The 20060-nt window shown below is 48.4% G+C and carries 22 protein-coding genes; 5 read left to right on the top strand and 17 right to left on the bottom strand.

The features are described 5' to 3' along the window. Position 1: 1 nt before the first annotated feature. Together vanG and ACFVS2_RS29385 are read right to left on the bottom strand one after the other, a co-directional pair. On the bottom strand, positions 2–1054 hold the full coding sequence (gene vanG / locus ACFVS2_RS29390) for a D-alanine--D-serine ligase VanG (RefSeq protein ID WP_390239877.1): 1053 nt from the start codon (positions 1052–1054) through the stop codon (positions 2–4). Continuing rightward, entirely contained in the window at positions 1047–1934 is an 888-nt protein-coding gene (locus ACFVS2_RS29385) for a M15 family metallopeptidase (RefSeq protein WP_390239875.1), read from the bottom strand. The genes vanG and ACFVS2_RS29385 overlap by 8 nt, the downstream gene beginning before the upstream one ends. Positions 1935–2070: 136 nt before the next feature. Between ACFVS2_RS29385 and ACFVS2_RS29380 the strand changes: the two genes are divergently transcribed. Continuing rightward, a complete protein-coding gene (locus ACFVS2_RS29380) occupies positions 2071–3018 on the top strand; it encodes a helix-turn-helix transcriptional regulator (RefSeq protein ID WP_390239873.1) in 948 nt (315 codons plus the stop codon). 65 nt (positions 3019–3083) lie between these two features. After that, positions 3084–3605 (top strand): DinB family protein, encoded by a 522-nt coding sequence (locus tag ACFVS2_RS29375; protein ID WP_390239871.1) that lies wholly within the window; start codon positions 3084–3086, stop codon positions 3603–3605. On the opposite strand, the gene ACFVS2_RS29370 is transcribed toward ACFVS2_RS29375, so the two are convergent. Then, positions 3602–4378: a DUF169 domain-containing protein gene (locus ACFVS2_RS29370; RefSeq protein ID WP_173618386.1), complete on the bottom strand. Its 777-nt coding sequence runs from the start codon at positions 4376–4378 to the stop codon at positions 3602–3604. The genes ACFVS2_RS29375 and ACFVS2_RS29370 overlap by 4 nt on opposite strands. A 207-nt stretch (positions 4379–4585) precedes the next feature. On the opposite strand from ACFVS2_RS29370, the gene ACFVS2_RS29365 reads away from it, so the two are divergent. Then, positions 4586–5146: a hypothetical protein gene (locus ACFVS2_RS29365; RefSeq protein ID WP_173618387.1), complete on the top strand. Its 561-nt coding sequence runs from the start codon at positions 4586–4588 to the stop codon at positions 5144–5146. Positions 5147–5224: 78 nt separating this feature from the next. Here ACFVS2_RS29365 and ACFVS2_RS29360 read toward each other — a convergent pair whose 3' ends face one another. The 14 genes from ACFVS2_RS29360 to ACFVS2_RS29295 form a co-directional block, all read right to left on the bottom strand. Further along, entirely contained in the window at positions 5225–6538 is a 1314-nt protein-coding gene (locus ACFVS2_RS29360) for a VWA domain-containing protein (protein WP_390239869.1), read from the bottom strand. A gap of 128 nt (positions 6539–6666) precedes the next feature. Further along, positions 6667–7341 carry a Tad domain-containing protein gene (locus tag ACFVS2_RS29355; protein WP_390239867.1) on the bottom strand — a complete coding sequence of 225 codons (675 nt, stop codon included), beginning with the start codon at positions 7339–7341 and terminating at the stop codon, positions 6667–6669. Next, a complete protein-coding gene (locus tag ACFVS2_RS29350) occupies positions 7342–7743 on the bottom strand; it encodes a TadE/TadG family type IV pilus assembly protein (RefSeq protein WP_390239865.1) in 402 nt (133 codons plus the stop codon). Between the two features lie 34 nt (positions 7744–7777). Next, positions 7778–8500 carry a YciC family protein gene (locus tag ACFVS2_RS29345; protein ID WP_390239863.1) on the bottom strand — a complete coding sequence of 241 codons (723 nt, stop codon included), beginning with the start codon at positions 8498–8500 and terminating at the stop codon, positions 7778–7780. Between the two features lie 23 nt (positions 8501–8523). Next, positions 8524–9378 (bottom strand): hypothetical protein, encoded by an 855-nt coding sequence (locus ACFVS2_RS29340; protein ID WP_390239861.1) that lies wholly within the window; start codon positions 9376–9378, stop codon positions 8524–8526. A gap of 15 nt (positions 9379–9393) precedes the next feature. Next, a complete protein-coding gene (locus tag ACFVS2_RS29335; RefSeq protein ID WP_390239859.1) occupies positions 9394–10539 on the bottom strand; it encodes a hypothetical protein in 1146 nt (381 codons plus the stop codon). A 30-nt stretch (positions 10540–10569) separates the two neighbouring features. Further along, positions 10570–12015 (bottom strand): vWA domain-containing protein, encoded by a 1446-nt coding sequence (locus ACFVS2_RS29330; protein ID WP_390239857.1) that lies wholly within the window; start codon positions 12013–12015, stop codon positions 10570–10572. A 117-nt stretch (positions 12016–12132) separates the two neighbouring features. Further along, the gene (locus ACFVS2_RS29325; protein WP_007717266.1) at positions 12133–12345 is read right to left on the bottom strand and encodes a hypothetical protein; all 213 of its coding nucleotides are present in this window, start codon (positions 12343–12345) and stop codon (positions 12133–12135) included. 100 nt (positions 12346–12445) lie between these two features. Then, on the bottom strand, positions 12446–13381 hold the full coding sequence (locus ACFVS2_RS29320; protein ID WP_390239855.1) for a type II secretion system F family protein: 936 nt from the start codon (positions 13379–13381) through the stop codon (positions 12446–12448). Positions 13382–13385: 4 nt separating this feature from the next. Then, positions 13386–14312, bottom strand: a complete 927-nt coding sequence (locus ACFVS2_RS29315) for a type II secretion system F family protein (RefSeq protein WP_017249685.1) — start codon at positions 14310–14312, stop codon at positions 13386–13388. After that, positions 14290–15678 carry a TadA family conjugal transfer-associated ATPase gene (locus tag ACFVS2_RS29310; RefSeq protein WP_390239853.1) on the bottom strand — a complete coding sequence of 463 codons (1389 nt, stop codon included), beginning with the start codon at positions 15676–15678 and terminating at the stop codon, positions 14290–14292. Before ACFVS2_RS29310 ends, ACFVS2_RS29315 begins: the two co-directional genes overlap by 23 nt. A gap of 28 nt (positions 15679–15706) precedes the next feature. Then, positions 15707–16864 (bottom strand): CpaE/TadZ family protein, encoded by a 1158-nt coding sequence (locus ACFVS2_RS29305; RefSeq protein ID WP_390239851.1) that lies wholly within the window; start codon positions 16862–16864, stop codon positions 15707–15709. 3 nt (positions 16865–16867) lie between these two features. Continuing rightward, complete coding sequence (locus ACFVS2_RS29300) at positions 16868–17686, bottom strand: CpaB family protein (RefSeq protein ID WP_390239849.1); 819 nt, start codon at positions 17684–17686, stop codon at positions 16868–16870. Between the two features lie 96 nt (positions 17687–17782). Next, complete coding sequence (locus tag ACFVS2_RS29295; protein WP_173618388.1) at positions 17783–18238, bottom strand: prepilin peptidase; 456 nt, start codon at positions 18236–18238, stop codon at positions 17783–17785. 213 nt (positions 18239–18451) lie between these two features. Here ACFVS2_RS29295 and ACFVS2_RS29290 point away from each other — a divergent pair, with 213 nt between their 5' ends. Beyond that, entirely contained in the window at positions 18452–18766 is a 315-nt protein-coding gene (locus ACFVS2_RS29290) for a thioredoxin family protein (protein ID WP_390239847.1), read from the top strand. Between the two features lie 130 nt (positions 18767–18896). Then, on the top strand, positions 18897–20048 hold the full coding sequence (locus ACFVS2_RS29285; RefSeq protein WP_390239845.1) for a response regulator: 1152 nt from the start codon (positions 18897–18899) through the stop codon (positions 20046–20048). The last annotated feature ends 12 nt before the right edge of the window (positions 20049–20060 follow it).

Below are 20060 nucleotides of genomic sequence, written 5' to 3'. Positions count from 1 at the left end.
ATTAGTCCTCCTCCAACGCTAGCATAATCAATGTATCAAGAAGTTCTTTATAGGAAATCCCCGCAGCACGCAGCATGCTTGGATACCTGCTTTTCGAGGTAAAGCCGGGGATCGTATTCACTTCGTTAAACACAATGTCTCCGTCTGGTGTGACAAACATATCCACGCGAGCGAAGCCACGACAGCCAAAAACCTGATAGAGATGGGTCGCTGTTTGCTTGATTTTATGAGCGAGCTCTTCGTCAATTCTTGCTGGAACATGGATATGGGCAGTCTCCAATGAATACTTTTCTGTATAATTGAAAAAGCCTTGGAGCAATTCGATCTCATCCACTTCCCCCACAATAACCTCACGATTTCCTAGTACCGCGCAGCCTACCTCAAATCCCACGATGTTTTCCTCGATGACTACTTTGTCATCATGCAAAAGGGCGTTTTCTATCCCGATGACCAATTCTGATGGGCTGTATGCTTTCGTAATCCCAATGGAAGACCCTGCCTTTGCCGGTTTGACATATAAAGGGAATCCCAGTGCTTCGGTGGCAGATTGAACAGTTGCCAGATCAGTATTTGGATAAACGGTAACGGATCTTGGCGTTTTGATACCGGAGCTTTCCGCCAACGTGTGGGCGATATCCTTATCCATACAAATCGCAGAGGATAGCGTGTGACAACCGACATAAGGAATTCCGGCGAGCTCCAATAGCCCTTGCACCGTTCCATCCTCTCCGTTTTTTCCATGCAAAATCGGGAACACCACATCAACCTTCGTGACCGTCATGGTACCGTTCTCCTGTGAAACAATTCCCCGCACCTGTCTGCAAGGAGAAAGGAAGGCAGGCACACACTTCTCACTTTGATGCCAACTGTCATTTCGAATACTTTCGATGTTGCCGGTATATCGCAGCCATTGCCCTTCCCTCGTAATTCCTAGCAAAATCACCTCATACTTTTCCAGACACAAACTCTCCAGCACCGAACTCGTAGATTTAAGAGATACTTCATACTCCGAAGAACATCCCCCAAACAAAATCGCTACAGTCAATTTATTCATACTCATTCACTCCTTCTTTTCTGTTCACGTAGCTTGTTACAATCACGCCGCTCATGTTGTCACCCGAAATCTCATAGTTGCTAGCAATCGGTACTTTGAGCGTCATCTCTTGATCGACAGGGTAGTAGTTAATTTCATAGATCTTCCCATCGTTTGTCACGGAGATCCTTCTTTCGTCTTTTAGGTAATCCAAGTATTCCTCGAGCGAAAAGTTATTCTGCTTCATGATCGCACTATGCGGCAAACCAACATATCGGAAATGCCAAGGCTCGAATTCCGTTCCTGTAATGGCTACCTTGTCCTTTGGGTAGCGCAAAATAAAACCGTATTTCCATGAATAATCTTTCAACCACTTGCCTTCAGGGGCGCGCTCCATTTTCATTTGCGTCGATCCAATATCAAGCGCGGAACCTACATTATGTTCGCTGTAACCGCTCGGCATCGCATACGCTGGCCCCATTTCTGCATATAGCTGATCTTGTTCTTCCTTGCCTCGATAACCGCTGTTCAGGATAAAGTGGCTCACGTTATCTTGCTGCGCAGCTTTGATCATCTCCAAAAATTCTTTGGCTACACTCTCTGACACTTCGATTCTGTGATCGAGCAAACGATAGCCTTGTAACAGTTCTTCATTCTCAGACAACCGAACCACATCGTTTTTTACCCCTGCCTCATGAACCGGATACTCTTTATTGACCAAGAGAAGGTCTCCTTGATAAATTTGATCCTTTGTTATTTGTATCGATTGGTGCTCCACCTCGGTAGCCTCTCCCAACGCTTCAGTGTGTCCCCCAATATTAGGTGGTCCATCTGCTATTTTTTGAATCACGATATATCCAAACAGCAAAAGCATCACAAGCCAAAAAACCCTCTTTTTCATTTACAGTTCCTCCTTCACTTACACATGTAGGATAGGGAAAACTGTTAAAATAAAAAGTAGGGTAAATATAAAATAATTTTAAAGTTGGCCATTCATTTTTATAAAGATGCTAGCTGGATAGAGAGGGGGTCAGAGCATGAACAAAACAGACCGTTTGTTGGCAATCGTTCTGGAGCTGCAGCGCAAAGGTACGTTACGCGCAGAAGATTTGTCCGCGACCTTCGAGACGAGCATCCGGACGATTTATCGTGATATGCAGGCATTGAGCGAAGCAGGCGTCCCCATCGTTGGGGCACCGGGTCAGGGCTATTCGTTAATGGAAGGATATTTTCTGCCGCCCGTCAGTTTTTCGGTAGAAGAAGCCGTTGCACTCTTGATCGGAGCAGACTTGGTCGAGCAAGCATTTGACCAAAACTTTGGCAATAGCGCAAGAGCCGTACAGCGCAAAGTAGAAGCGATCCTGTCTGCCGATGTAGGCGAACAAGCCAGCCGTATCCGCTCAACCTTTCGCCTCATAAGCCCCAGAGCGAACAATTTGCGCGAGCAGGAAAAAGCGCATGCACAACTCCTCCACGATGCGATCATCAATGAACGGAAGGTGCGGTTTCGCTATCGGAGGGGCACACCTGGGGAGGGTGACGATCGTGAAACAGTGCGTGACGTTGCTCCATATGGTCTAGTGCTGGTTCGTGATTCTTGGACATTACTCGCTCATTGCGATCTGCGACAGGCTATTCGTCGATTCCGCCTGTCACGCATGAGCGGCCTGATTGTATTGGAAGACCGCTTTATCCTCCCTGACCATTTCAATTTTGAAGAATACAAGCCTCTCGACGATCGATCCCTGGAGGTGCAGATCATCATCAGCACAGCTGTCGCTGATCGGGTAAAAGAATCGGGCTATTTTTTTATAGAAGAGATTACAGAGCATCCGGACGGCTTTCTCGTCAGATTGCGCGTCAGACAAATCGAAGAAATATTGTCTTGGGTACTGGGGCTGGGGGCTGATGCGGTTGTTCTTACGCCTGAATCCTTGCGTAGCCGAATGCGCGAAGAAGCCAAACAATTATTCGAACGCTACTGACATACTGCTGTCAGTAGCGTTCGAATATGATAAAAGCAAGAAAACCAAGAGGAGCTGATTCGCCCATGAATACAAAGGAAATCGTGAAAAAATTTGAAGACGTGACAAACCACTACCTGCATGAATTAGAAGGCTTCACCATGGAACAACTCTTGCAAAAACCAAGTGAAGATGAATGGTCGATCGGTCAAATGTACCTTCACTTGATCCAATCTGCCCGGTATTTTCAACTGGGAAGTATCGAGAAGTGTAGACAAGGAGGTCCTGCTGTCACAGAAGCAGGTACCGAAAAATCCGAGATCGGGCAGACGATATTTGCTCAAGGCTCCTTGCCTCCCATTCGCGTGAAAGTCCCTGCCTCCCCGGAGTACACACCCTCACAACCGGAGAGCAAGGAGCAATTGCATGATGGACTCATCAGCGTGCTCACACAAATGAAAGAGCTGGAACCGACTCTAGACGAAATTCCTGCGCATCACACGGCGGCTCACCCAGCCTTCGGTCCGCTGACGGCCAAGGAATGGTTTGCCGTCGTAGAAATGCACTATCGTCATCACCTGCTCCAGCTCAACCGACTGAAGGGTTAGTTTTTTTCTCCAAACATCCCCGCAAGCTTTTGATAGGTCGGTGGAAACTCTGCCTGATAACGCAAGAAAGACGGGATCGGGTAGCGGATTCCGCCTTTTTGCGTTCCGACTAATCCCTCCACCAGCTCGGCGGCATCGCGAAAATGAAAGCTGAAGGCCATCTCATGATCCTGTGTCTGGGCAAACAATCTGTCGCCATAACACGGTACGATCACTTGCGGCTGTCCCGTCTGGATCGGTTTGATGGCAATGTCCGCACAGTCGGCCCGACTGGAAAAGGTGGAAGGAATCGACCCACCGCGCTTGTACAGCATCCCCGCCACCAATCGCATGACCTGTGCCGCATTGCCGTAAATCACGACGACATCTGGCTCGATCTCTGCTCGCTCCAGTGGAAATGATACGTAGTAGCCGCTTTCTTCTGCTGAAAATTTCGGAACATCCAGCTCGCTTTTCGCCCCATTTTCCAGTGAATCTGTATACATCCCACAGGCGAGATGACCCTCTGAATAAAACGCTGGCTGCTCTTCATAGCCAAAAGCCACCTGCGCGATCGGACAGGACAGATCGGCTCCATTCATCGCGATGCTCCAGCCATAACGCCTTGAAAAACCGACAGCTTGGCAAATGGTAATCGGATAACCCAGATCACGGACAGGTCGCTTTGCCTTTGACGGCAGAGCGGCTTCTTCTTTTCGGATGCTAACTCCTACAGGAAAGGTCTCAGTCCTCGCATACATTTGAAGCGCTTGATTCAGCTCGATAGCGTTCATTCCATTTGCCCCCTCGTTTTTCACATGCAATGCTCATACTCCGAATTTTTCGTCTTTTTTGCCCAAAGTCCTGTCACTCCCTACATTTTTCTCGAAGCTTACAACATCGTAAGGTAATGGAAAGGTTAATCGATAGGGAGTCGAAACAATCCCTGTTAGGATAAAAAAAGACTACACGTATGACTTGGGATGGCTGGAGGGTTCACAATGAAAAAGTTCGCATGGCTGGGCACGGCGCTTCTCGTCTTTTTGTTAATGGGATGCTCCTCCAGTTCACCAGATACAGTACACGGGCTCGGAAAAGAAGAAGCGGCGCAAATCGCTGCAGCCGCTGTTAGACAATATTATCAGATGGATGTTGATATGACTGATCGGGAAATCACGCTGGAGGACCCAACCAATTCGGTATACAGAGGAGTACCTGTTCACGCCGTACTGAAACGCGAACCTGTGAGTGGCGATGTCCATGGCTTTCACGCCATCATCGAACCGAGGTCAAAGCAAATTCTTTCTCTGTCGATTGACGTTATTGGAATAAACGGAGAAATGGCGACAAAAACGATGACAGAAGCAGATTTGGAAAAGACGGCATCAGATTTCATCCGCTCGAAAAACCTGCTTGCGACAAACGACTTCCAATTGGTGAAAGCTTCTGACGCTCATTCCAATGACGCCAAGCGTTACTTTTATTACACAGATGGCCTAAATGATGTGGCAATCGGAGTGGACCCAGGCCTGCAACAGGTCGTTACGTTCACGTATGATTGACGCACCCTAATCCTTTACAATTACAGTGGGTTCTCCGTTACGACCGCAATCGCTTTTGTAACGGAGAACCCATTGCTGTTAGTTTCCGCTGTATTTATCCTCAATTTCCTCTCTCATTTCCTGATAGGTCTCGGTTGTGAGACTCACCAAGTAATTGGTAAGCTCCTCCTTGGACTGTGTAGCCAACGCTTCTCTTTCTTGCCTTTTCCCAGTAAGGTACTCCCTCGCTTCATTGCCAATCTTGCCACTCGCAGACAAATGCTCGATCGCCATTCCGATGTTCAAGCTCTCCCGCCAGTTTTTCTCGTACCAGTCCCGGTCGTAAGCATCCACCCATTTTTTGCGGTCGATCAGCACGGCGTCTGCTTCTGTCAAAGCATCTCGTTTCCACTGCTCCCACTTCTGGGCAATTTCTTTCGCGCGTTCCAGCTCTTGCTTGAACTGCTCGCGGTTCGTCACATTTGCATACAGACCTTCTGACGCGTGGGCAATCTCCTTCAATTGCTTCTGCCCTTCTGCATTCACGTCAAAACCGATGACGTTTAACAACGGCATAATTTTGGACTGGGACAATTCCTTGGCTACTGCCACCGGATTGCCATCGCACGTCTCGATACCGTCACTGACCAGATAGATGACATTCGTATTTTTATCCGCTTCGAATCCCGCCAAATCCTCCTGAGCGAGACGCAAGGAGTGCGCAATGGATGTCCAGCCCGTCGGCTCAAACATGCCAAGTGCTTGCTCAAGACCTTTCGCATCGTAGGCTTGCAATGGATAGACCATCTCACTGCTACCACAGGAGAGCTGTTTATGCTCATCCGCATTGCTGCCCTTATGTCCATACACGCGCAGCGAGATTCTCGCCTCTTCAGGCAGTGCTTCCGCGAATTCCTGGATCGCTTCCTTGGCGAGCTGCATTTTCGTTTTGTCCCCAATTTTCCCAGCCATGCTACCGCTTGCATCCAGGATGATTTCTACATTGAAATTTTCCCGAAACTGAAAGCGGGCGTCCTCGATGTCCGGACTCCCATACGAAGCCATTCTCCAGCGGTCTACAACCATTTTGGGACTGAGGTAATCCTCGGAAAACAAAGTGAGTAGCTGATTCCAGTACAAATCCATGTACGCTTCATTCATCCCGTCGACCAGGGTAGGCATTTTATCCAAAACCTGTATGATCTCAGCTCGATGCGGATAAGCTGCGTGGAAAAATTGTGTGCCAGCAAGCGGTCCGGGCTGTGAAGCAATCAATTCCTGTGTCGTCTGCGGCCATTGATTTTGCCGAATCCCAGTACCCGCTCCTATTGCGCCCAGTGAACAGCCAGAAAGCAGCAGCATGATCAAGATGCTGTTGATCATGAGCGACATCCGCATTTTGGTGTTACGCATTCGGTCCTATCCTCCTTGCCTTGTTGCCATGTTGATCAGATCGCCGCGTTTTTCTTTCGGATGAACGCCAGATGGTTTCTTTTGATAAAAGGCATACCGATGGCGAGGACTATTTCCTCCAGCCCTCATCATCCGAGAATAGGGATCTCGATGTAAAACCAGTCATTAACTTTATCTATAAACCCGATCCGTCTGCTTTCGCCCATCTGATAAATTTGCTCGGAGTAAGCGGGAATGAAGTCAAACCCCATCGATTCTGAGTTGTATTCCACAGAAGTTTTTACTTCAATCCGCTTTTCACTATTGAACAATTTGATAGACGAACCGCTGAGCGTTGCTTTGTTATCCACTAGCACTTTGCGCACTACGCCCGGAATTTTGGCTTTTGCATTCGATAACCCTGCATATACATAAGCTTGCAACTGAAAATTTCCAGGTAATGCACTGTTCAATGCCCTGTCAATTGCTCCATATTTGATCTCGCTATTGGACCAATCCGGATGTGCAGCCGCAAGATGATTCATTGCAAGCTTTACCTTCGGCCAGACATAATCTGGATTGAACTGCGCATTGATTGACGTATCATACAGCAATATAGCTTTTTCCATCTCATCATAAATATCCTTCACCGCCGCAATACTCGCCTGCTGCGCACTGTTCGACGCCTGCTCCTTGTCTACAAAAATGGTCGAAAAGTTGAAAAGCGCAACAAACACCAGCATGAACATAAACCAGTAAATCGTCAGGGTGAAGATCGTCATATTTCCACGTTCATTTTGCAAGTGACGCAGTATACGTACCATCTAGTTCATCACCCTGCTCTTCATTTCCCGATCAAACGAGATATATCGGTCTTCCTCTTTGATATAGAGCCAGTCAGGAAGAAATCCCAGCTCCATCTGCACACCGACCTTAGCCGTAAAATATCCGTTGCCATCCCATGTGATATCGCCCTCATCGAAGGAAATGTAGCCTCCTGCCGCGTTCACCACGTTTTTGGCAGCTTGTATAGCTTCTCCCGAGTTTCCCGTTATGGCGTACACCTTCGCCGCCTCATTTGCTGCCGACTGAGAGATGATTACGCCGTAGACGCCCACAAGAAACTGCCAGCAAATCAGCATGATCAGAAAGACGAACGGCAGTATGGCGATAAACTCTACGGTGACCGAGCCCTTTTCATTGGAAACGATCTTCTTCAGGCGCATTCTTCGCTCATCTCCTCTCGAACTTATTTGCAAGCTACCTTTCATCGAGCAGCAATCCCCCTGCCACAGCCGCTTCCGCTCCTGCCGCCTCGTCCTTCCATTTATTCACGTACATCATGAACATGACTGCAAAAAACGGAAGAACAATCACATTGAGCAACAACTCAATAAACATAACCGCCCCGAAGGTCGCCGTAATAGACGTGACGAGGAACAAGCCCGCCATACTGATTAGCCATTCCACCACACTCACCATTAGCAACAGGCCAAAGATTTGGAAGAAATGCTTTTTGCCCATTTCCATAGCAGCTCGCAAGCAGCGCCAAGCCGATTGTTTTTTCAGCACCACAAAAAACGGCGTCAAATAGAACAAGATCATCAGAATCAACCCGGGTATCATGAACAGCATCATTCCTGTAGAGACAAGAAAGCTAAACACGATCCCAAATACGAATACGGAAAAGCTGTGTTCAAAAAAAGTCCGAAATGCTTTTCGAATCGGACGTTCATCGCCGTCCAGATCACTTTGGACATACTGGGCAAAAGGGATCTGGAGGATCAGCAAGAACAGAAGTAGTAAAAACAGATTGAAAAAGCTTGCGACAAATTTGGCGCCCGTGATCGCAGCGATCAGATTCAGGTAATTCAGCGTAAAGTTGTGGATGATAAAAAATGGAACCACGAGCACGGCGGATAAGAGCAACAACGATTCGATGTTCCGTGCATAAAAACGGATACTTTCTTTGAAGGGATGCATATGGGTTTCTCTCACCTTTCCTGTTAAGGGTTTCGCAGCTTATCCATCAGCCCGTTTTCCAAGATGGTCATATTAAGCTTCTCGTGGGCCTCCCGCAACTGTTCAACCGAATGGAAAGACTCATGTTTCCCTGTCGTATGCGTCTCAAAGCTTTTCACGGATTCATCGGCAATATTTCGCAGCGTTTTGTCTTTATAAACAGAGAGCAAGTCGCTCAGCTTTTTTCGTTTCTGCTCCTGTACCCGATCCAGTTCTACTCGATCGGATTTGAAAAACTGGTAAAGTCGATCCACCGAGTCTTTGATCAGTACCTGCTTGCGAATGCGATCATACAAAATGTAGTCGGATTCAAATAACACATCCCGTAATGCCGTTTCTTCTCCCGCGATGACGTAGTTGCGCGCGAAAAATTGATTGAGCAGATCCATTCCTCGAGCATAAATGGCACGCAGCTGGTCCCGGCTTTCTATCATGGTTTGGCAAACGTCGATCAGCTTCTCTGTATCTTGCCGTATCACAGTGTCCATCTTATCCTGATAGCTGGGCAAAAGCGCCCTCAGATACTCGTATTTTTGCTCGTACATCTCGATCGGCTTATCCTTATCAATGGACAGATTGTTCTTAATCTTGCGCCCCGCATGTGCATGCACCAAAAACAGTTTCACTATGGGCTCTGCTTCATTGCGGCGTACCACTTCACCATCTGGTCGCAGCACCAAGTACCCGACAGCGTCTTTTTTCCCCCATCTCCAGTACGCTACATGGTAGTAATATTCTCCGTCTACGTAGGCCGGGTAATTATACAGCTCTGTCCTCTCTAAAAAACGCTTATTCCGCTCGATCTGAGCCTGAACCTGTGGTGTATTCACGACTTTCATAAGCAAGGACCTCCGTTACGCAAATAAGGATTTTACCCAGCCAACAGCTTTTCCGACCCCATCCCGGATTCCACGGGTAATCGCTCCTCCGGCTAGCTTGTCAGCGTACTTCACGAGTTTGCTCAATCCCCACAAAACCGCACCAGTGACAACAAGCACACCACCTACCGCCTGCCCACCTGGTATGACGGAAGCAATGACTCCTGCATCCATCAGCACACTGCCGAAATTACCGGCGCCATCCACAAATTTCTCATTTTGTGTAGCTTCATTCTGACTCGGATCAAACGCCATGCCAAAGCTGCCGATCGTATCCATGATGTCAAACGGAAGGCTAATCGCTGCTACGCCCACATTTAAGCCTTTCACGATTCCCGGCATTCTGACGCCGGTTGGATTTGCCGAATTCGTCAGCTGACCGCCTTGGAAAATATCCCGAAAACTGTTATTTGGCAATTGCGCCAACACAAATTGATAGTTGGCCCACGCGTTCATCCCGTCGAGTGAATCGACACCCAAGCCAGTTACTGTGTTTACATACGGCGTATTCTTGAAGGCAAGATCAAGGCCTTTTATCGCCAGATCTCCCAAGAACAAGCCTTTGCCACGAAGTCCCGCTGCCATGTCTACTTCGCCATTCATGAGCAAATCAGCGCTGTATGCCAGCGTTCCGCCCATGACGTCCTTGAACGTCCATTTGACTGCACCGTATTCAAGCGTCTCCGTCATCGGTTTCGAGCTATCCGGATCGACGCCGGGTTGCTGCGAAGCAGGCATCTGTACATTCGGTGCAGGTGCGGTTGCGTTTGGCGCTTGCGGGTTCGAGTGATTGACGCTTGGCCCCTGCAAATCAGGTGCCTGCGGATTTAACCGATCCCAATTCGGCGCTTGCGGATTCGTTCGATCCCAGTTCGGCGCCTGCGGGTTCAGCTTTTCCCAATCAGGAGCCTGTGGGTTTATTTGTTCCCACTGCGGCGCTTGTGGGTTGAGCTGCTCCCATTGTGGCGACTCCAGATTTGGCTGATCCCACTTCGGTGCCTCGTATTGCAGCCCTTGATACTGAATGGAAGCTGCCAGGCCCACCAGCGGAAACAGATTCATCAAAAGAATCAGAAAGGCGAAAGTAGCCGCTGCCGTTGGGCCTCTTAACCATTTCCTCACTTTACAAACCTCCTTTTGGAGATTTCGTCACTAGTTCGTTTTCGTATTTTGAGCAAACTTCTGGTTGATCGCATCCACGGCTTCCTTATAGGACTTCTCGTTCAAGGTATCCAGGAATTGCTCCAGTTCTTCTGCCTTTTTCTGCGCGATTTCCAGTTGCTCATCGTTCAACTTCCGCAGATGATCGGCGAACTCATCTGAAATCATGTTGTTTGCATCCATGGTCATGATCGCAGATGTTAGATCATGATTTTCCCGTTTGGCGATACGACTCCATTTCAAAGCAAAGTGACTAATGTCGATCGATCGAGAACTACGAGTGGATACGGCTTGATAGGATGCATTGGCTTTCCACTCTTTCCACTTGTTCGCGATTTCTTTCCCACGATTGAATTCTTCCTGTAGCTCCTTCTGATCTTGAATCAGAACATAGCGGCCTCCCGCTACCTTTGCGACTTCTTTCAACTGCTGCTGCCCCGGACCGTCTACACCAAATCCAATCACGTTAATAATCGGCCTAATCTCGGATTGGGCCAGCTGTTTGGCAGCTTCGGCAGGGTCACCATCGCACGTTTCGATTCCGTCACTGACGAGGAAGATCATATTGGTGTTCTTATCTCCAGGCAATTTGCTTAAATCCTTTTTCGCTTCCTGCAAAGAGTAAGCAATCGGAGTGTATCCGGTAGGTTGGAACTGATTTAAAGATTGCTGCAGCTTTTCTTTGTTGTAAGTCTGCATCCCGTACACCAGCTCACTGCTGCTGCAAGATAGTCCTTTATCCGACTCTTTGCCGCTACCCTTGTGCCCGTATACACGCAGTGCGACATTCGCCTGTTCCGGCAAAGATTCAGCAAAGGCTTGAATCGCTTCTTTGGCAGCATCCATCCTCGTCTTGCCGTTCGATTTTGCCGCCATGCTGCCACTCGCATCCAGAATAATCTCCACATTGTAGCTTTCCTTGAACTTGAACCGCGGATCTTCGATATCCGGATTCCCAAATGAGGCCATTTTCAATTCATCCATGATCTGTTGCGGATCGGGATAGCTCTGGGCAAACAGCCCCAACAAGGCAAGATAGTATTGGTTAATCATTTCTTCGTCTGGGTTTTCAACAGTAGGGAACTTTTTAAGTTCAGGCAATACTTCTTCCCTGTTGTTGTCATACGAAACCCCAGAAAAACGTCCTGGCGGCGAATTGACGAAGTCCTCTGTCGTTTCCCGCTTTAGCGGCATTCCTTCCTGTGTCATTGCCTCCAACGCTTTTACTTTCTCTTCTCGCGTCATCTCGGCATTTGGCTCTCCTGTTTGGTCTGGCGGTTGGCTTTGCGTAGGCGGTGTTTCCGTGCTTGGTGGAACAGAAGGATTTTGCCCCTCTGTGTTCTGAGGTGCATCCGGCTGATTATCGGCCTCCTGCGAACACGCCGTTAACAGGCTCAACAGGAGGATCACTGCAATTATTCCCTTCACGAGTCTCATCAAAGTGCTACCTCCTGCTTGATTTCGACTTGCTATGTATGGTTCAGGTGGTGAAGAAACACTCCTTCACCACCTCTTTTCCATATGCTCATCACCAAAAAAGCATTCAATTGTTGATTAATTTCCGTCTAATTTTTTGATGATATTGCTAAGCGTATCCCCAATCGATTCGCCAACAAGTGCCGGGTTACCATTGAAGTAAGTAATCACCGCTCCAAACACAGCGATCACCACACCCGCCAATGCGATCCACTCAATTGCTTGCGCTCCTTTTTCATTTCCCAGAGCTCCTTGACCTTTTGCATACCATTTCAGCATCATGCTTTTCATGAAAAATCTACTCCCCTCATTATTTGGATGATGAATAAATAAAGAACTGTGCACTCCCATCTCGCTGACGGGCATCACCTCCTAAAAGTGAGGCCATGGTTCATGGCATGATGTCGGAGAACAAACTGAAGTTCTCCAAAATATTCAATACCATCAAACCGCCAATCAGGATAATCGCTGTAGGAGTCACGACAAACGTGGTGATCAGGGTTACTTTTGGCGACGCCTTGGCCGCCTTTTCCTTGATCAGCTCTTTGCGGATTCTCCGCATGTTTTCCGCCTGCGCTTTGAACGTGACGGCAATCGGCACCCCCAGGCGCATCCCCTGAATGAGCGCTTTGATCAGCATTTGAAACTCCGGATTGTCGTTGCGTCGCAGCAATTGTTCATACGCCTTTTCCCTCTGTACACCGAGATCCAGCTCTTGATTGAATCGGGAAAACTCTTCCCGAATCGGCCCATCAAAAAACTTGATAACTTCGCGCAAAGCCTGATCAAGACTCACCCCCGCCTGAAGAGTCACGCTTACGGTGTCGAGAAATTCTGGCAGGTCATAGCGAAGCTGATGTTGACGATCGCGCGCTTTTTTCTTCAACAGAAGGATGGGCAAAAAGTAGCCAATCAACGGCCATGCGATCAAACCTAGATGCGATAAGGGAAAGCGGAGAATGAAAAACAGCGTGCCAGCAATAATGCCGAGCAGAGCCATGAAAATTTTTACCCCTTGGAATTGGGCGACGGTCAAATCTAGCGGCCGCCCAGCCCTTAGCAACCAATCCTCAACCTCATGCGACTCACTGAAAAAGTTGATGCGCTGCCCCATGACAGCATAGTCGTCTCCATACCGAAGCAATCGTTTGACCAGGCGCTCGGAAGAGGTTTCCTGCTTGCGCACGCCGTAGTTTTTGTTCCCGCTCATCTCATGGACATGTGCGAGCAGTTTTTGCTTCTCGATGGAGTAGCGATACCACTCCTTCAGACAGATCGCAAACAGCAATAGAAACAAGAACACGCATGTAATTATGAGAGCATCCATGTTTTCACACCTTTATGTTGGTCACTTTCTTTACGAGGATATAGGACAGGAGAGTTCCGATTACAAACAACCCCAGAAGAAAAAGACCAAATCCGGAAAACAACGGATCAATGAAGCCTTTGTTCATCATGTTCATCATCAGCACCAGGGCAATTGGCATGATCGGCACCAAGATAGAGACGTATCGCTGTTCCGCCGTCATCGTCTTGATTTCCTGATTCACGATGCGGCGATCCTCCAATGTCTCCGCCATTTCTTGCAGCACCTGGCTCAAATTCCCCCCTGCACGCCGTTGAATCAGCAGGGTAGCAGTAAAGATACGGAATTCTCGCGTCGGTATTCGCTTTTCCATGTCAGAGAGCGCCCGGTCAAAACTGACGCCTAGCTGCAGCTCACGCGCCATCCGGCTAAACTCATCACCCGCGGGATAGTTCATCTCCTTGGCTACCAGTGAGATCCCCTGCGAGAGCGTAAGACCTGCACGCAGCGAGTTTGCCAAAAGGCGACACACTTCAGACAGCTGTTCATTCAATCGCTCCTGGTACTTGTTGCGTCGGACAAAGAACAGCACGTTTTGTATGAGATACATCACCACTGCACCGATAATAATGTTAAAAGGAAAAGAAATATTCACGACGTTACTGAGCAAGAAGGCGAGCCCCATAGTACCTACGATCAAAATTCCGTAAAACTCTGAGGGAGCAAGCGGGAAGTTCGCTTTGATCAGCTTTTTTTGGATTTCTTTGGCATACGGCGTCTGGTCAAATTTGTCTCCCCAAACGATGACGACGCTTTTTCGTTTTCCCTTCACCTCGAACCATTCTTCCGCTTTCTTTTTCCATTCGGTCTTCTTGGCCCGATAGCCGAGATACTCGTAGATGCCCCAGATGCCAAATAACACCGCGAGACTAAACAGAATAGGCATGGTCACGCTGCTTCCCTCCTTCCTCCCTGAAAATGGATTCATCCAGATTGATTCCAAAAACTTGGAGCCTCTCCAAGCACCGTGGGATTACCCCGGTTGCCGTAAAGTAGCCAAGGACTTCCCCTTTCGCGCCGATCCCCTTCCGCTGGAAACGAAAAATCTCGTTGACCTCCACCCGTTTGTCTTCCGTTTTCGCTACTTCCGAAATCGAAACGAGTTTACGTGTTCCGTCTGACAGGCGCGTGACCTGGACGATGATATCCAGCGCACTGACGATATATTCACGGACAATCGTGGAGGGCAAATCCATCCCGGCCATGACGACCATCCCTTCCAAACGGTTGAAGGCATCCTGTGGTGAGTTGGCATGGACGGTGGTAAGCGATCCTTCATGTCCAGTATTCATGGCTTGCAGCATGTCGAATGCCTCTGGACCCCGTACCTCCCCGACGATGATGCGGTCTGGCCTCATCCGCAGGGAGTTTCGAACGAGCTGACGGATCGTGACTTCCCCTTTTCCCTCCATATTGGGCGGGCGGGCCTCCATCCCAATACAGTTGGGGTGAGTCAGCTTCAACTCGGCCGAATCCTCAATGGTTATGACACGTTCATAGTGCGGAATGGCTTTTGCTGTCGCATTCAGCAGCGTCGTCTTACCACTACCGGTACCACCGGAGATCAGCACGTTCATTTTGGCTTCCACCACGGCTTGAATGAACTGAGACATCGCTTCATTGAAAGAACCAAATTGCATCAGATCATCCATCAAGAAAGGCTCTTTGCGAAATTTACGGATCGAAACGAGTGTGCCATTGAGACTGATCGGAGGGATGACGGCATTCACGCGGCTTCCATCCTTCAGGCGGGCGTCGACCATTGGTGAGCTTTCATCGATTCGTCGTCCAAGCGGTGCCACAATCCTGTCCACGATATGCCGCAAGTGTTCCTCGTCGCGAAATTTTAAATCGGTTAATTCCAGCCTTCCTCGTTTCTCGACGTATACCAGGTTGTGTCCGTTAATCGAGATCTCCGTGATTTCTGGATCGGCGAGCAGCGGTTCAAGTGGGCCAAGCCCTACCGATTCATTGATCAGACGAGTCAGCAGGATATCCTTTTCATTTCGCGGAATGACTACTTTTTCTTCCGACATGTATTGGGAGACGAGACGTTCGATTGCGAGGCGCATCTCATCTGAACGAAGGCTGGTCAGTCTCTCCAGATTGGTCTCCCGCAAGAGTCGGGTCTTGTAGTGCTCAGCCAGCTCGTCGATGTACGGATTGAAGGAAGGAGCTGCTAATGTGGCAGCGAGTGTCGTCTGCTTTGCCTCATCCCCTGGCGCTGTCTGCTCTTGCTTTCGTCGGAATAAAGCCATCTAACTCCCACCTTTTTGAACTTGCTCTTTATGACAGTTTCTTGAGTACCCATTTTCGGATGTCTTTCGCAGCAGGGGAGAGCTTCTTCTCATTCGCTTCCTTTTGCAACGGTCGGCCTTGATTGACAGCCGCTTGCACTCCTTGATGATCTCTGCTGATTTCAGCGGTAATCGGTGCGGTGAATAACCCTTTCAAATCAGACACATTCAGTTCGTTATCCCTTCCTATCTGGTTGACGACCACTTCTAGCCTGCCTGCGGTATCAATGCGCAGACGTCTGAACAAGTCTTCAACGAGTTGGTAAATTTGAACGGACGGTGTGTCTAGATTCATCACGTAATAAATCATGTCCGACTCTGACAAAGCGGCAAAGGTAAGCTCGTTCATATGCGTTGGCAGGTCGATAATCACAAAGTCATAACTGCGGCGGCTAGCGCGGATCAACCTGGTGACAAATGCCTCGGATATATTCTCCGCCGTCTCGGCATCTCGCGGGCTGACCAGCACCTCCAGCTTGGAATGGTTCTCCCTCTGAGCCACATTGCGAATATGAAATTCGTTGATCTCGTCCATAACCGGCATGAGATCGCCCAATGTACGGTTGTTGTCAAAGGACAAGAAGGTTTCGATTCCACCGTATTGGAGATTGAGATCAATGAGCAGCACACTGGCCGTAGATTCCAGCTTCAATGCTTGCGCAAAGCCCGTTGCCAGCTGTGTTCGTCCGCTTCCCCCTTTTCCACTGTAAAAGGAGTACACCTTTCCCCGACCTCGCACGAAAGCTTTGCTGGATGCATCCGTGCCCTTTTTTCTCTGTTTGATCTGGGATAAATCTGATATTTTGTCCAGACGATCGGATAACAGGTTGAGCTCATCAGGCATCACGATGTATTCCACCGCGCCCGCGCGGACGACATCTCGCAGCAAGACAAAGTCCTGTCTTTCCGTGAGATAAATGAGTATGCCCTCTGGAAGCTCGCCTTGTATGTACTGCACCAGCTCTACTCCTGCTCCATCTTCCGGCTGCACAAGCAAAACGACATCGGGTCCAATCCGGTCAATTTCTTTTTTCACTTCGCTGGAAGTCGTATAGCGTACTTGCTCATACGGGGTCAGAATGTCCCTCAGCAGGTCTTTTACAGAGTCGTAATCCGCAACGACGAGAATTTTCATATCTTTGTTCATGACTTACCCTCCGGTTTTCGGTGGTTGATTAGTTGGCTGCGGTGGTACCGAAGTTGGTTTCGTTGGAGGCTGGGCCGGAACTGTCGGTGGTGTCTGTACTGCTGGCTGCCCTGCTGAAGGCGGTGTCGCAGGCTTCGCTTCAGCAGATTTGCCAGGCGGTTTTGTCTGTTCCGGATTGGGCTCCACAAACGGATCGGGAATACCCAAGTCTCCTTTGCCCACATTCGCTTTCAAAATGCGAACCATCTGGGCATAATGCTGCTGGTGAATGAATTTCGGCGCTTCCTCGAACGGCAGCTCAAGAGCTACCCCCTTGAAGCTGTTCTCCGATTTGGCCACCATGGCGACTGGCACGTCTTTCATGAACACTTCCGTCACCGGCTTCCCGTTCACCTCATGCGAGATGATGATGTCCACCCGGTCTAACGCCTCCAGCTCCTGGTCGAAGACGACATTGGTTGATGAAAACACCGTTACGAGCCTGTTGTTCTGGTCCCGTACAACATTGGCTGGCTTCATGATGTTTTTGGTAATGATGTCTCCCTTTGACAAGGGAACGATCGTGACCTGATTTTTCAAACTAGCTTTATCGATGACGTATGAATCATCCGCGTACTTTTTTGGGATTTCCCTTACCGTCAATTGGTCAGGTTGAATTAGTGCCCGAGATGGAATATCTGCATTTGCTTCGTATATTTCCACCATTTCGCCCAGTTGCGCATTCAAATCCTTGATTTTTTGCAGAAATAGAAAGCCCGCAAGTGCAGCAAGTAGGAACGATAGTACAAGGAAAATAATTGCCCTACGTTTTGATTCCAACATCAGAAGATTCCCTCTCTTTTTCGAAAAATCCATTCATGTTCATACTTTGTCGTTTTATTGCCAAGATTGCGAATCAATCAACTTATAAGAAAAGCACTAGGAATACATGATTATGACCAGCATGAGACTGGTCCCACCCGCAACAAATGGAGCCAACGGGATTTCTCGCCCCAGCTTTATCCTGCCTGTCATTTTGGCGATGGCCCACATGGGAAGCACGCTGACTCCCGCAAGCAAATACGTAAGCATGAGCACGACCAACCCCGCTTGCCATCCAACCGCTGCGCCAACCAGAGCGAGCAGCTTAATATCTCCTCCGCCCATTTGGCCGTTGCTGATCACCGCCATCAGTAACGAAATTCCTCCCAGCACAATAACTCCCATCGCATAAGTCAGCCATTTCTCTGGATGAAGGTATGCATGCAGAACGAGAAAATATACAATTCCCGGAAGCGTCAGCCAGTCGTAAATGAGACGGCGGCGTAGGTCGGTATACATAGCGACTGCCATTACGAAAAGAATGGGAATGATGACATACCAAGATAACACCATATGTCCTCCTTCCTGCTTTTTGAGGAAAATTTCACCATTACAGACTGTATATTAAGGAAATTTGTTGCAAAAATATCCAATATTTTTGTGTGTTTTTTGGAAAAGCGCTTTCATTGTCTTGGAGATTACATCCGTTGTCGTTTCATGAGGCAAACATTTTTTTGTGCTATTCTAGTAGAAAAATACGGCGACGAAAGGTGGGAGTACCGAACCGTGCAGGAGTATCTCGAACTGACTGAACTACTTGCAGAGATTGAACGTCATCCGACTAGTCTGTTGTTTATAAAAACGGCAAACTGCGGTGTTTGCGATGTCACCTACGCAAGAACGATAGAACTGCTGAAACAGTATCCACAAGTGAAAAGCATCGTGGTATCTATGGAGAGAATACCCAACATTTCCGGTGAGTTTCTCGTATTTACTGCTCCGGCGATCCTGCTGTTTATGGACGGAAAGGAAGTATTTCGGCAAGCCCGGTTTGTATCATTTGACGAGCTAGAGCGTGTTCTGACCTCCATCACTTGTTAAAAATTCACATTTCCCTCCACTGTAAACGTTTGGATAACCTCTCTTTTGATGATAGAGTAGAGAGTATGGATAAATCAGATTCGTAAGACAATCTGTTGTATTTTATCGATTTTTGAAGGAGAGACAGTGGATGAGAGCCTTATTGGTAGACGACGAGCAACTACCCTTGATGCATCTGCAACGATTGCTAGAAAAAGATGTTGGCGGCGTTAAGGTAGTCGGAGCCTACACCAATCCTCTCGAAGCGATCGACCAAGCAATATCCCTTCAACCAGATGTCGTATTTTTAGATATTAATATGCCGCGCATCAGTGGACTGGAGATCGGAGAACGTCTGCAAGGAATCGATAACTCCCCAGAGATCGTTTTTGTCACAGGGTACGATAAGTACGCCGTTGATGCTTTTGAGCTGTGCGCGCTGGATTACATCATGAAGCCCGTACAGCTTCAACGCTTGCAAAAAACAATGGACCGTCTTCGTGAGAGAATCAAGTCCGCGCAAGAAGTCGAGCCTGTTAAAGAAGAATCAGTCGTTTCCATCCAATGCTTCAATAGTATTTTGTTTCACCAGTCGAATCAGGAGCCACAGGAGATCAAGTGGCGTACGAATAAAGCCCGCGAGCTGTTTGCGTATTTGTTGCATCACCGCAACAAGATGATCGACAAGGATTCGATTATCGAGCTTTTGTGGCCGGACTATGATGGAAGCAAAGGCGTGACCCAACTATATACGACGATTTACCTCATCCGGCAAACCTTGAAACGCTATGGTCTCCAAACGATATCGATCAACAAAGGCAATTTAGAAGGCGGCTATAGGTTGACGATCGATTCAGCTGCGATCGATGTGGAAGAATGGGAAAATCGTCTCAAACAGTTACCCCCCCTCTCTCTTGCCAATATGCAAGAGTATGAGCAAGTGCTCGCGACGTATACGGGCGATTATTTCGGAGACTACGACTATTTGTGGGCAGAGTACGAGCGAGAAAGACTCCGCAGGATGTGGCTGCAGCTCGCCAAAACAATGAGCAGCTTCTATTTGGGACACGGCAGAGTCCAACAGGCGATCAACGTCAATCAACGCATTCAGCATTTGCACCCGCTTGAAGAGGACAGCTACATGTTCCTGATGCAGTTGTACGCTTCCTTGGACGATCATGCGGCTGTAGAAGAGCAGTATCAACTCTTGACCTCTCGATGGGAGATTGAACTCGGCTCTGCTGTAAACGAACATATCACCAAGTGGTATCACATATGGAAACAGGAGACAGAACAAAAGTAATGAAACTCTCTC

The organism is Brevibacillus sp. NPDC058079 (genome assembly GCF_042885155.1).
In the GTDB taxonomy this organism is placed as follows: domain Bacteria; phylum Bacillota; class Bacilli; order Brevibacillales; family Brevibacillaceae; genus Brevibacillus.
The sequence above is the reverse complement of the archived record's forward strand: the minus strand, read 5'-3'. Positions and strand labels throughout refer to the sequence as shown.